The 12,564-nt window shown below is 44.1% G+C and carries 11 protein-coding genes; 6 read left to right on the top strand and 5 right to left on the bottom strand.

Annotation, left to right across the window (positions count from 1 at the left end; translation table 11 throughout):
* Positions 1-16 precede the first annotated feature (16 nt).
* The 4 genes from QUA23_RS21985 to QUA23_RS22000 all read left to right on the top strand — a co-directional run bounded on the left by QUA23_RS21985 (position 17) and on the right by QUA23_RS22000 (position 6,159).
* Entirely contained in the window at positions 17-1,786 is a 1,770-nt protein-coding gene (locus tag QUA23_RS21985) for a ferritin-like domain-containing protein (protein WP_333078156.1), read from the top strand.
* Positions 1,787-1,822: 36 nt separating this feature from the next.
* Positions 1,823-3,163 (top strand): radical SAM/SPASM domain-containing protein, encoded by a 1,341-nt coding sequence (locus QUA23_RS21990; protein WP_333078155.1) that lies wholly within the window; start codon positions 1,823-1,825, stop codon positions 3,161-3,163.
* A gap of 168 nt (positions 3,164-3,331) precedes the next feature.
* Complete coding sequence (qhpG, locus tag QUA23_RS21995; protein ID WP_333078154.1) at positions 3,332-4,753, top strand: flavin-dependent monooxygenase QhpG; 1,422 nt, start codon at positions 3,332-3,334, stop codon at positions 4,751-4,753.
* 26 nt (positions 4,754-4,779) lie between these two features.
* Positions 4,780-6,159: a C45 family peptidase gene (locus QUA23_RS22000; protein ID WP_333078153.1), complete on the top strand. Its 1,380-nt coding sequence runs from the start codon at positions 4,780-4,782 to the stop codon at positions 6,157-6,159.
* A 439-nt stretch (positions 6,160-6,598) separates the two neighbouring features.
* On the opposite strand, the gene QUA23_RS22005 is transcribed toward QUA23_RS22000, so the two are convergent.
* The 5 genes from QUA23_RS22005 to QUA23_RS22025 form a co-directional block, all read right to left on the bottom strand.
* Positions 6,599-8,026, bottom strand: coding sequence for a DEAD/DEAH box helicase (locus QUA23_RS22005; RefSeq protein ID WP_333078151.1), 1,428 nt, complete (start codon positions 8,024-8,026; stop codon positions 6,599-6,601).
* Between the two features lie 631 nt (positions 8,027-8,657).
* Positions 8,658-9,899, bottom strand: coding sequence for a hypothetical protein (locus QUA23_RS22010; RefSeq protein WP_333078150.1), 1,242 nt, complete (start codon positions 9,897-9,899; stop codon positions 8,658-8,660).
* Between the two features lie 457 nt (positions 9,900-10,356).
* Positions 10,357-10,551, bottom strand: coding sequence for a hypothetical protein (locus tag QUA23_RS22015; RefSeq protein WP_041623899.1), 195 nt, complete (start codon positions 10,549-10,551; stop codon positions 10,357-10,359).
* A gap of 143 nt (positions 10,552-10,694) precedes the next feature.
* Complete coding sequence (locus tag QUA23_RS22020; RefSeq protein ID WP_333045410.1) at positions 10,695-11,009, bottom strand: helix-turn-helix domain-containing protein; 315 nt, start codon at positions 11,007-11,009, stop codon at positions 10,695-10,697.
* Positions 10,981-11,328 (bottom strand): hypothetical protein, encoded by a 348-nt coding sequence (locus QUA23_RS22025; RefSeq protein ID WP_333078149.1) that lies wholly within the window; start codon positions 11,326-11,328, stop codon positions 10,981-10,983. The genes QUA23_RS22020 and QUA23_RS22025 overlap by 29 nt, the downstream gene beginning before the upstream one ends.
* Before the next feature lie 425 nt (positions 11,329-11,753).
* Here QUA23_RS22025 and QUA23_RS22030 point away from each other — a divergent pair, with 425 nt between their 5' ends.
* The gene (locus tag QUA23_RS22030) at positions 11,754-11,936 is read left to right on the top strand and encodes a hypothetical protein (protein WP_333078148.1); all 183 of its coding nucleotides are present in this window, start codon (positions 11,754-11,756) and stop codon (positions 11,934-11,936) included.
* 43 nt (positions 11,937-11,979) lie between these two features.
* A complete protein-coding gene (locus QUA23_RS22035) occupies positions 11,980-12,555 on the top strand; it encodes a site-specific integrase (protein ID WP_333078147.1) in 576 nt (191 codons plus the stop codon).
* The last annotated feature ends 9 nt before the right edge of the window (positions 12,556-12,564 follow it).

The raw sequence follows: 12,564 nt of genomic DNA on the forward strand, positions 1-12,564 counted from the left end.
CAAGAAGGGAGTTGTCATGGCTGAAGAAAATAACACAGCAAAGAAAATTTTTCCTCGCAATTTAACTGCGAGGGCTGCCTATCAAGTAGCGGGCAATCCTGTCACTACCCGCTTGGAATCTGGGGTAGGTAACTGTTATCCGGGGTTGGAAATGCACGTTCCTGCCCTCGATCGCCGATTTTTTCCAGGGCTGCTGTTTACCTTTGTAGACTTGGCTGATAATTCACCTCCTTATACCGAACCCGGGCGGCGAGGAGCAAAGCTAATTTATGTCGATCTAACCGATCCACAAATAGATCGCAGCAACCCCAAAGTTACCGAACTTTACCGAGAACTGTCTGGAGATAAGGGAGCAAATTTGGCTGCGGGAACCTGGTACCTGCACTCGATCAAGCAGGACGGGAAAGAAATTTTTATGTACGAATATAGCAAAGATGGTAGTCGCACTCCCTTGCAAGGTTTAGTCGTCTGGCGTTTAGTCAGCAGTCTGAAACCTGAACCTGCGGCTTTAAAGATTAAATTGATCCAGCGGGATACCAATTTTCCTTTATCAGAAATCGAATTGACAGGTTGGCGGCGGCGTTACGTTGATCCGAAAACGGGAGTTATCGACCTTGCCTACTCTCCCGGTGAATTGGGACAGAGTTTGTGTTCTCCTTGGACGCATGATTTTCGTGATTGTGCTTGTCATTATTGGGCTTCTAATCATCCCGATGTCGTGTATGGTGCGATCGCTCCCGATGAAGAAATCCTGCCCGATGGCGAGTCAGCTAATCCCATTAAAGCCAATACTCCCATTGACTGGTTGCGCGAAGATCGATCGCCCTCTGGTACAGTAGCGGCGATGAATACGATCGACAAAAATCGCCCTTTCCAGTTCGACCATTTCCAAATTAACCAACGCTGGGAAGAGTTAAATATTGTCTTGCAGGGTCATGAAATAGGAGAAACTTACCAACCTCAACCCCGCGAAGCTGACCCCGAACCATTTAGTTCTCCTGCAGAATTGGCAGCCGAACTGCGAGAGAAATTAGCTCCCTTAGAAATGGCTCTGGCTTTGGAATATTTGTATGCTCGTTATTCGATTAAAACACCTGAAGAAATTGAAGGCGAAGTCTGGCCTACTCTCAAGTCAGATGTCACTTTCATGCGGCATTTTCTGATGATGGTAGCAGCAGGTGAAATGACTCACCTGCGCTGGGTAAACCAATTGCTTTGGGGACTTTACCAAGCTGGATTAATTGAGTATTACCAACCAATTTTGAGCCCAGCTACCGAAATCCCGATAGGTCGTCATAACGAGCCGCGCCCCAGACAACTCCGTCCGCTCACTCTAGAAACGCTAGAGGACTTTATTAAAGTCGAAAAACCGAGCGGATATATTGAAGGAGCTTACGCGCGGGTTGTTGCCACTTTGCGCCAACCGGAATATCAACATCTGAATCATTTATACGAACTGGCGATTCGGATTGACACCGACGGCGTGCAGCATTTCAGCCACTTTCGCGATATTAAGACGGCTCTAAAATCCTACCCGAAAGATAGACCCGATCTTTACCTTCGCAAGGTTCGAGTAGGAAGGCATAATGAGGCTAATGAAGCCCTCAAATTGTATAACGACATTATCCTTCCTCAACTTTACAACGCCTACTCTAGTTTCTCTGACAAAGACTTCCACACAGGTGGCAAACAGACTCATTTTGCTAGGGAGGCGATGACTAAGCTGAATCAAATTGCCGATGAACTGGCACGTCAGGGAATTGGTATTCCCTTCTGGGAAGACTAATTTTAGGTTGGGTTTTCTACTTCTTTTAAAATCTTTATGCGCGTTAATTACTTGAGTGATGGTTCGGAAGTAGTGTCAAAATTTCATTTTTTTGACACAGAATATGGCTTACATATGCTGATTGCCGATGGCTCTCAAGTTTATGGAATAGAGCCAGAATTACAACAAGAAATAGAGGCAGCAGCCAAACAAAATACCGATACCGTCGAGATCCTTCTCCAACAATACGGATTGACTGCCAAAACCTTTATAGACGGTCAACCGTTGTCACAACCGCCATTAAAAGCACTGTCCCTCGCTGTTGCCCAGAAATGTAACCTAGGATGCACTTATTGTTACGCCCAAGAAGGCAGTTTCGGGGGGTTTGCCAAAAATATGTCTTGGGAAGTGGCAAAAGCCGCTGTGGAGCGATTATTTGAGGAAGCGCAACCCGAAGAGCGCGTGAATCTCTCTTTTTTGGGAGGAGAACCTTTAGTAAATCGTCAATTAATTCAGGCTGCCACTCAGTTAGCTTTCGGTTTATCGCAGAAAAAAGGTGTGAAAATTGGCTTTTCAATTACAACGAATGGTACTTTGCTTGAACCAGAGGATGCAGACTTTTTTGAGCGGTATGGATTTGCCGTAACAGTAAGTTTGGATGGTGTGGGGGAAGTTCACGATCGCACCCGTTCGTTCAAAAGTGGCAAAGGCAGTTACGAGCGAGTCATGGCTAATATTAAACCGTTACTATCCCAGCAACGACAAATGCAAGTTTCCGCCCGCGTTACGGTAACACCTAAAAATTTGTACCTGCGAGAAACCTTGGAGCATTTTATCGGTTTGGGATTTCACAGTATCGGCTTTTCTCCCATGCTGAGTTCGCCAACAGGACGCGAGCAAATGGAAACAGAAGGTCTCCAAGTGATGCTCGCACAAATGATTGACTGCGGGCAAGAGTTCGAGCGGCAAACAATTGCAGGAAACCGCTATCCCTTTGCCAATATAACTTCAGCAATACAACAAATTCATCGAGGCACTCATAGACCCTACCCTTGCGGTGCAGGTGCAGGATATATGGGGGTATCTGCGGAGGGAAATCTCTCTGCTTGTCATCGCTTTGTCGATGATGAGGCTGGTTTTATGGGCAGTCTGAAAAACGGGATCGATCGAGAAAAACAAGATCGGTGGTTGGCAGAAAGACAAGTCGATCGTCAAGAACCTTGCAATAGCTGTTGGGCGCGTTATTTGTGCAGCGGTGGATGCCATTATGAGGTGATTCATCGCGGTAGACCTGCTTGCGATTATATTCGGGGCTGGTTGCATTTTTGCTTGCAAACTTACGTCAATCTATTAGAAAAATGTCCGGCTTATTTTATGGGCGATCGCATTCCTATTTGAATTAACAGGACTTAGGCAAAAAAACCGGGCTTCTATGAAAAATCTTCGCTTGGGAATTAGATATTTATGCAGAAACTAAGTTTCTAGGTTCCTAACGCAGAGGCAAAGAAAGCGGATTTATTGAGACAATTTTTAAGCTAAAATCCCAACTCTCAAATCTCAAATCGAATGACTGCTAATTTCCCGATTGAAACCGAAGTTTGTGTGGTGGGCGGTGGGCCTGCTGGTTCTAGTATTGCTCGCAGGCTGGCACTTTTAGGTCACAATGTTTGTTTGATCGAACAAGCGACGTTTCCTCGCCCCCACATCGGGGAGTCTTTGCCGCCGTCTATTATACAGGTGTTTGAATTGTTGGGGGTGCGATCGCTAATCGAAGCAGCGGGTTTTTTGAGAAGCCATCGCGCGCGAGTTCGTTGGTCAAGTACCGACAATAGTTGGCAGTCGCACCCGGGAGAATCTGGGTTTCAGGTCGATCGCGGTCGATTTGACCAGTTATTATTAGAAGCAGCCAAAGAAGTCGGGGTAGGTGTTTTGCAACCGGCACGTGTCTCTCGTCCCCAACGGCAAGGACAATATCAATGGTTGGTTCCCGTTCGTTCGGGCGATCGCCACTACACCATCAAAACACGGTTTCTGGTTGATGCGACGGGAAAACACAGCCCCCTATCTGGGAAAAAACAGCGTTATTCTGCGGCGACATTGGCATTATACGGTTATTGGAAAAACACCAGTTTTCATGGTGCAGAAAGTCGCGTGGAAGCAGGTGCAAATGAATGGTTCTGGGGCGCATATTTACCAAATGGTACTTTCAATGCAGCGGTTTTTCTGGATAAGCAGCGGTATGCCCAAATAGGAGGCGATCGGCAAAAATTCTATGAAGATATACTAGCAAAAACTACTTTATTCCCAGACTGTTTGCAGGGCAAGTTAGAAACTCCGGTGCAGATTTGCGATGCCTCGTCTTATTTTACCACAAATCCGATAGGGCTAGATTTTATCCGAGTTGGTGAAGCGGCACTTTCTATCGATCCGTTATCTTCCCAAGGCGTACAAGTGGCAATGATGTCTGCTTTTACTGGCAGCATTGCAGTACACACAATTTTAACCCAGCCAGATAGCACCGATGCCGCGATCGCTTTTTATCGCGACAGACAGAGAGAAACGATCGTTCGCAATCAAAAAACAGCGGCCCAATTTTATGCCGAACAAGATATTTATCCTGCTACTTCTTTTTGGCAAAGTCGCGCCCATAAGCCCCCGATCCAAAACCTAACTGAATGGCAATTGAATACTTCTCTCTTTAACCTCAACACTCGCATCCAGTTGTCGCCCGCGGCAAAACTGATGCTTGCACCTGTCATCCAAGGGAATTTAATTGAAAAAGTTAAAGCCTTGCACCATCCGGGATTAGATCGACCTGTAGCTTATTTAGGAAACGTTGTGATCGCCAGCTTCCTCGAAGAATTGGTTGCCGGACAAACTGTCTTGGAATTGATGCAGAAATGGTCAAAACAGCAAACTTTGCCGAGTTGTTGGCAATTGCTGCAATGGTTTTGGTCTCAACATATTCTCGTCCCGTTTTGCCCCTAACTTATCTATTATTAAAAGGAAAAACAATGACTTTCACTCGTGCTCATCTCAATCAAACCGAACAAAACTACTTATCAAAAGCCTATCGCTTTGAAAGAGCAGGTTGGATATTTTTACATATTGAAGGTGCTCCATTTGAACGAGGGTTTCAGCACGGCTATTTACTTGCCAAAGAGCTAGACGAAGCCTTAAAAACGATTAAATTTACCAGTAACTGGGATACAGGAGATACATTTGAGTCCTTGGGGAAAGCAGCAATGGATCTATACGATCATTGGTTAAACAAGGACGAGTTAGATGGGGAATTTAAAACTGAGCTTGAGGGAATTGTAGCTGGAGCTTTGAAGGCGGGTGTAGAAATTTCCTATCCAGAGATTTTAGCTTGGAACGCTAATATAGAACTGTTGGGTAATTGGTGGCCCCAACATAAAAATACACAACCCGGAGAATTCCTGCGAGGTCATCACTGCAATTCCTTCATCGCTACGGGTGACAAAACAACCGCAGACGGTGGAATTGTTCTAGCTCACAATACTTGGGATACATACATCAACAGTAACTCCGCCAATATCGTCATGGATATTCATCCAGATCGGGGAAATAGCATTTTAATGCAGAGTGCGCCCGGTTTTTTGCACAGCGGTACTGACTTCTTTTTAACAGGTATTGGAATTATTGGTGCCGAAACCAGCATTGCTGGATTTTCTGGATATGATGAAAAGAAAGCTCCTGAATTTTATCGAGTCAGAAAAGCCATGCAATATGCCCAAAGTCTTGATGAATGGATGGAAATAATGCAGGTTAATAATAATGGGGGCTATGCCAATAGCTGGTTAATTGGAGATATCCGCACAGGAGAGATTGCGCGGCTGGAATTGGGATTAAAATATGTCGGTATAACCCGCAAGCAAGAAGGATATTTCTGGGGATGTAATGTCGTTGAAGATCCGAGAATTCGCAATCAAGAATGCGATAACGTAGGGTATTCCAACCTACTCCAAAGTGGTGGGCGTCGGGTGCGTTGGGAGCAACTCCTGGCTGAGTATTGCGGGAAAATTAACATTGAATCTGCAATGGCAATGATTTCCGATGATTACGATGTTTACCTCAAACAACACAATTCATCAAACCGCACCATCTGTGCTAGGTTCGATCGCGATCCTGCTGCCTTTAATCCTCTAGAATTCGGGCCTTACTATCCTTATGGAGCTAATGATGGTAAAGTAACGGATAGTACGATGGCTAAACAAATGAGTTTCTTGGGTCGCTACGGACATCCGGACGGCTCAACATTCAAGGCTAAACAATTTTTAGAAGAACAGCCTCAGTATGCTTGGCAAGGTGAGTTTCTCAGAGATAAACCTCATCAGCCGTGGGTAAATTTTTCCGCTCGTAACGAGGGATAGATTTAGGCAAAAAATGGTCGCTCTGCGTTTACAGTTATAGAAAACATTGCATTAGGGAAACTTAAATCTGTTAACAGATAAAAATTAGTAGCGGTCGATAGACAGTTTTCTGTTTTGAGTAAAATTTTATTGAGTCTTTAAACAGCAGCCCATGTTTTATTTGATATTAGGACTTACGCAACTGGCAGACTCCGATCGATTTGTAGGATGCGTCAGACTTTCGTTATAAGGCGATTATCGAGGGTTTGGGATAGTAGCGCACCTTACTAATTGTGCCAGTTACATAAGTCCTGTACTTGTAGGGTGCTGATGGCACACGTACTACTACAGATAGTGTAAAGATTGATTCATGCAGCGTAAGTCCCGATGGAGAAGCTTTTTGAAAGTTGAGTGTTACTGACTGTTTTCTACAAACGTATGTGCCTCTTGGTTGAAGACTTTACCTCTTGGTTGAGAAGTTTACATTGTACTTGAGAATTTTATTGTTTGAGTACGAGTCATTGGGGGCAACAAATAATATCCGATATCGGCAGCGGCTTGCACCGACATAATAAAGTCGATGGTACTCTTTAAGTTTCTGTTGCCTGCTCAAATCTTGACCGATTAACAATCTGCTGAAAAGGTCGCTTCCGTCAATACCAACTTCATCAAAAGTGCTGCCTTGCGAATTGTGAATAGTCAGAGCAAAGCAATTGTCAATTTCAGCAAACAAGTCATCTTTGAACCAGTAATATTTCCTCCAAAGAAATCCATTGCGTTTAGCGCTCTTGAGCTTTTCTTTAAGTTCAGCCTGGTAGCGCTTATTTTCGGACTCGTGCAGGACAAAAATTTGCCGAAATAAACCGTCATCAGTCACAATTTTTAGCAGCCAAACTCGATAGCCGGAGTGCTGGTTAATCTCAACTTCCTTGACGGTAAATTCCGTTGAAGTCGGCAAAATTACGGTTTTGCCGTCAGGTGCCATGACGGGTTTTTTGGTAATTAGCCTTTCTCCCGGTACAAATCTGGATGCAGCTTGACCGTAGACTTGTTCCCTGATAAGCTGATTGTAGTAGTTGACTCGTTTGTTAGTCCAGCACAGAATTCTGAAGCAATCGGGATTTTGACCAAATTCTAGCTCGATCGTTGTGACAGCATATTGTAGCAGCGTTTCTGATTTAACTTTGAATGCACCGTTTGACTTGTCTCCTTTTTTGTATTTGGAATGCGGCAAAAATATGTCGGTTTTTTTATTAACAAAAGAGCGGCATTCTGTTATGAAATCGAGCACAGGGCTTTCCCCTGCTTGCCGGACAACTTGGGTCAGTACAGCTTTATTGGTAATGCTGAAAGCAGGCGACTTTTTTTCTCCTACAGGATTGAGCTGAGCAGGGTCGCCCATTAAAATTAGCTTGCGGTGATTGAAGAATGTGCGTTCAAAATTGCGTTCTATCCATTTCCACAATTCGCTTCCAACCATCGAACATTCGTCGAGGAAGATGATATCGTAGAGGTGAAGGCTGCTGGAACTTGTCTGTGACAAGGCTTTTTCTTGTTCTTTTCTGACCATGCCCAATCCTAAAAGTTGGTGTATCGTCAGAAAATCTACTCCGAAAATGCCTTGAGACGCTGCCATTTTTCTGAGGATGCCGACTGCTTTGTTAGTAGGTGCTGTGAGGGCAATGCGTTTGCTTTGACTCAAGAGTTCTTGGATAATTTGGAAGACTATTGTGGATTTTCCAGTTCCTGCGTAGCCGCACAGCAAGAAGAATGACTCGGTAGTGGTTAGAAAGGTTCTCAATTTGTCGATGGCTTGCTGCTGTTGCGGTTTGAGCGTGAAGGGAAATTGTGTAAGTTTCTGGGGTTGTTCGAGTAAGGTTTGAATCATTAGTTAGCGTCCATTACTAATTTTATCAACCTCTGATTAAGCGTTAGCTTGACGGAGAAGTCTTTCAAGAGTAGGTTTTTTAGATTCCTGGCAAGGAAGAGAGGGAGAGAGGGAGAGAGAGGGAGAGAGGGAGAGAGGGAGAGAGGGAGAGAGGGATAAGCGATAAAGCCCGGATTTCGCCTTGTTATGCCTTTAAAACTTGCCTCTTGCTTGCCCTCAATTTCTGAATTGTAAAAAACCTACCCTTGAGGGGAGAGGGGGAATGGACGCTTATTAAGTAGTCCGATAATCCGTTTTAATCGCTCATAATTTACGCAGCGAGAATGATTTTTTGTCATTCACAAGTGTTGCCTTTCACTGCGTTCTGCAATAGGACTTACGTTACGCGAAAACCAGTTTTTTTTTATGAAAATACTGCATTTTAGTCTTTAACTGGAGTGAAAAACCCAGTTTCTTTGGTATTTATGCGTCCAGGACTCTGCAAGTAAACTCCAAATCCCAAACCCTTATCTTGCCCTTACAATTGTAAGTCGTGTTAATAAAAATTTTAAGACAAATAGGAAATTTTTCTTTGTTTTGTCCAGGCAAAAAAGTACCGTCCACACCCTACGAAGTGCTTGCTACTTCCCACTCATCTCGTAAATGGCGTCCTTTCTAAATCAAGTTCAGCAACTTTGGCGAGAGCTTCTAAACGCTTGTTTAATGTTTTATGTCGGGGACATTCTACAGCGTACTCGTATTTATAACCTGTATGTTGGAGTTCAGAAATTTGGCAATCAATTAAGTTGCTCAGGTGTCCGACTAGCTTTTTAACAGGTATTAGCCACGCTTTAGCTAGTGCTTTAGTACGGAACCCAATCCAAGCTGTAAAGTAGGAGCCGTCTTCGCTAATTTGATAAGCCACATTGGGCGATAATTTAACAATAGGTTCGATGCGGGCAATACCCAAACCTTTGAGTTCTGTCAAGCTGTAACTTTGGAGTTCTCCGCTGTTCCACTGAATTTGAAATGGACGTGGCTCTTCAACGTTCAAGCGTTGGACTGTCCCCATTTGTTGAACTCCTTCTCGGTGCTGTAAAATGCCATCTCCCTCTCTAAATCCGTAGAATCCTTGTTTCTTTGTTAAGTTTTCTAACTGCTGCTTCCAGGCTTCTTCCCAAGCTATGTCAAAGTCGAGAAGTTGGTAATTTTCTTCGCTCAATTGTTGAGCCAGTTTTTCTTTTAACTGCTGTTTGTAGATTGGCATAGCGAATTCTAAAAAGTTGTCGGGTACTTCGAGAGCTAAATGCGTTTTAGCTCTGATTCTGAGATCGGTAACAGATAAATAGCTGGCGGCTTTTAAGTGCTGGGGTGTCGGGATATCTATGGTACAAATTGTCGGGTAGCCGGGAAAAAAGTTGATGGGAAAGTGATACAATTGGTCGAGAACAGAGATGAGAATGTGCTGTTCAGTGAGCGATTCTACTTTGAAACGAGTTGCGTTACTAAATTGTATCTGTTCGGAATTAGCGAGTACGATAGTTGTGCAAGCTGGAAGTTCTCCCGCAGTATTTTGAGGGATAAACTGAGGCAGGATGGAGATTTTAAGGGCGCGAATTTCATCAAGGCTATAAGTCCAAGAAAATGCCTTTTCGCCCGAACTTGCGTCCCAAGTAATTGTCACAGGTTTTTCAGTTTTGTTGAGAGAAGTAACAATACCGTATTGGTTGCCTGTTTTTACGATATCGTTTAATTTGAAGGGATGTTCTTCAGCAGGTACATCCGCGAGAAAAGGAAAAATTACTGCAATCACTTCTTTAATTTGAGGGGAGTGCTGGCTTACTGATTCAGGAAAGGTTTTGTGGGGGTTGATATTAGAGTTGTTAGCATTCATAACCATAAGAAGTGGTGAGCTCTTAACTTCTCCCGCTAGGGGGTAGCTTTTAACTTAGAGCGTTTCTCAAGCAATGGTTCTTGCTTCTTGCATTGCCGGAAATGACTTAGCTGTTGTTAGAGGGGGGACTCTGTTGCAATCGCCAACTATACTGGTATCAGCCAGCCCTAGGAGCGTACAGCTATCAACTTTAGGATTATTACTCATATAATTAGAGAAATCGATACAAAATGCGATGGCTCTGGAGCGTCAATTAAAACTCTAATAACAAGCTCTAGTTAGTAGAGTTTAACAAACCCGGTTTTGAGCATCTATCACTCCAGTTAACAGCCCCCAGTAGATAAAAAATTACCCCAGCTATCAGTAGGAGCTGTAGCTGGGGTAATTCGCCCGAAAGCGGATATATTAATCTAACACAGCTATATCGATTAATTCGATTTCACATAGAGCTGCGTCGTTATTCTTTAGGCAAAGTAGGCTTGGGTGGGATGTCAAAAACAATCACAAATGTGAATTCTTTGACAAACCGCTGCAAAACCCGAAAATGATCGTCTGCATCCCTCCTCCTGCGAAATCGCGCCACAACAATACGCTGACAATTAGGAAGCAGCTTAATGATGCACCACGGATGCAATCTCTCAAAATAAGTCATTTTAACCTCACCAGCGACAGTAATAGGTTGCGTTCTTTTTTCCTTGCTTGCCATTACGCTAGTTGAGAGAATATTCTTCAAGACAGGTCACGCTGACCTTGACAATTAATTAGGTTTGTGCTTTAAACTGCTCAAATTCTCTTCTAACGCACCTTCTTATCTTCGGAATGCGGACACAGCAAGTTCGCCAGTACGTCGGGAATCTCCTCAAAGTGTTCCAGCAGAAAATCCATTACTGCCAAATGGCGCAAATCAACAGCAGTAGGAAATCTTCGATTTTTCCCCCGCTTAAACCAACCCTGTACTGTCGAATCAGAGCGGGAACAAATGGAGGCAATTTGCTCGTAACTTACCCCCCACTTGACATAAAACTGTTTCGGCGTCATTCCCAATTGGCATTGGCTGTAAACTGCAATCAAATTGCGTTCTCTATCTGTCAAAGTAGGCGGCTTTTTCATCCTCATACCTCTCTAAATCTTCTTCCCACGCCGTGTCAAATTGACACCAAGCTGTACTCTTGGAATTAGGAGCCAGCCAAATTACGTAGCACCACATCCAGCAGCAACGGCGCGGTTCGTAGTTGTAAAAATTGCCAATAACTATTCCCCAGTCACATTCTTCACCAACATCTGCCCAGCGCACCATCTCGCCACACTCAAAGCGCGGGGGATGAATTTTGGCAAAACTTGCAGGCAACTCAATTGAAGGTGGTATATCATTCAAATGTTTTAGTGGCAGGGCCGAAATCAAATCTCGCTTTCCTTTTGAGATTGACATGAGTTTTTAACTGTGCATCGACTGCAACAGATTTGTTTTGATAGGTTTTTATGCCAATTTCTTGATAAAGAAATTGCAGCGCGATATTTCCTTAAATCAATCAATTGGAATCTATATTTGACCGACTATTTCCCAATTTAAACTCTGGCTAGGTTATCAATTTTTTGAAATCCCGCCCAATCGCGTTGATATCAAATCCGGTTGCAGCAGACTTGTATAGTAAAGGTGTAGTTGCTTTCGTCAGTGAGGTGCGATGATCGACAAACGTCTCCAAATCGAACCACACCCGGAAGTAGAAGAACTATTGGAGAATATTGAGGACTTGTTCTTCAGAATATAACCAGCCAGCAAAAAAGGTTGCAGGTAGAATCAAACAATAGTATAATTAGATTAGTTACTAATAATTTTCTTGGTGGCGCGGTGTTATGAACGCCCAAAAACCTGTTACCTTCAGAGACCTCATCGACGCGATCGCCACATTGCCGATTATCAACTTTCCCGAGAATTCGAGTCAGTTGAATAGCAATAAGCGGGAAGTGAGTTGCAACAAGCGCCTCCGATTGCCCAGAAAGCGATTAAGCCGGATTTGGTTGGCCATCAAAGAATAGAAGCCAGTTAGCCTACTTGACGTAATGTCCCTTTCGTCCAATAATGAAGGAATTTACCCGTCAAGGATGCGCCGTGAAGGTTCAAGGGAATGGGCGCGCTAAGATTTTGACGCCCGCAGAAATTGACCGACTGTTTGACCGGGGTTTTATTACAGCAAGGGACAGGCTTTTGTTTGCTGTAACTTTTTACTGCGCCTGCCGCATTTCAGAGGCGTTAGCTTTAACAACTCACGACATTGTTGGGGGGTCAGTCACGTTGCGAAAAGCGACGACAAAGGGGAAATCAGCAACGCGAACGCTGCCGCTCCATCCTATGCTGGCTAAGTATTTAAAGGCTTACAATCCAGATGTGGGTTTTTTGTTTCCGGGGCGAGACAATACGAAGCCTTTGACTCGCGCTCAGGCGGATGTGATTTTTAAAGAAGCTTGCAAGCGGGTAAGAATTAAGGGGGCTTCAACACATTCGATGCGGCGGACGGCGCTGACTAATTTGAGCAATGCGGGGGTGCCGCTCCGGGTGATTATGGAGATTTCGGGACACAAAAATTTGTCGAGTCTCCAGCGCTATTTGGAGGTACAGCCGGAACAGCTTGTCAAGGCGATAGGGATCTTGAAGTAAGGCGACCGA

The organism is Microcoleus sp. Pol1C5, assembly GCF_036701115.1.
Classification (GTDB): Bacteria; Cyanobacteriota; Cyanobacteriia; order Cyanobacteriales; family Microcoleaceae; genus Microcoleus.

What these genes read in the sequence shown, in the direction of transcription:
- qhpG (WP_333078154.1), top strand. Translation starts at nt 3,332, where the DNA reads ATGACTGCTAATTTCCCGATTGAAACCGAAGTTTGTGTGGTGGGCGGT.
- QUA23_RS21985 (WP_333078156.1), top strand. Translation starts at nt 17, where the DNA reads ATGGCTGAAGAAAATAACACAGCAAAGAAAATTTTTCCTCGCAATTTA.
- QUA23_RS22000 (WP_333078153.1), top strand. Translation starts at nt 4,780, where the DNA reads ATGACTTTCACTCGTGCTCATCTCAATCAAACCGAACAAAACTACTTA.
- QUA23_RS22015 (WP_041623899.1), bottom strand. Translation starts at nt 10,551, where the DNA reads ATGACTTATTTTGAGAGATTGCATCCGTGGTGCATCATTAAGCTGCTT.
- QUA23_RS22010 (WP_333078150.1), bottom strand. Translation starts at nt 9,899, where the DNA reads ATGAATGCTAACAACTCTAATATCAACCCCCACAAAACCTTTCCTGAA.
- QUA23_RS22005 (WP_333078151.1), bottom strand. Translation starts at nt 8,026, where the DNA reads ATGATTCAAACCTTACTCGAACAACCCCAGAAACTTACACAATTTCCC.
- QUA23_RS21990 (WP_333078155.1), top strand. Translation starts at nt 1,823, where the DNA reads ATGCGCGTTAATTACTTGAGTGATGGTTCGGAAGTAGTGTCAAAATTT.
- QUA23_RS22025 (WP_333078149.1), bottom strand. Translation starts at nt 11,328, where the DNA reads ATGTCAATCTCAAAAGGAAAGCGAGATTTGATTTCGGCCCTGCCACTA.
- QUA23_RS22020 (WP_333045410.1), bottom strand. Translation starts at nt 11,009, where the DNA reads ATGAAAAAGCCGCCTACTTTGACAGATAGAGAACGCAATTTGATTGCA.
- QUA23_RS22030 (WP_333078148.1), top strand. Translation starts at nt 11,754, where the DNA reads ATGAACGCCCAAAAACCTGTTACCTTCAGAGACCTCATCGACGCGATC.
- QUA23_RS22035 (WP_333078147.1), top strand. Translation starts at nt 11,980, where the DNA reads ATGAAGGAATTTACCCGTCAAGGATGCGCCGTGAAGGTTCAAGGGAAT.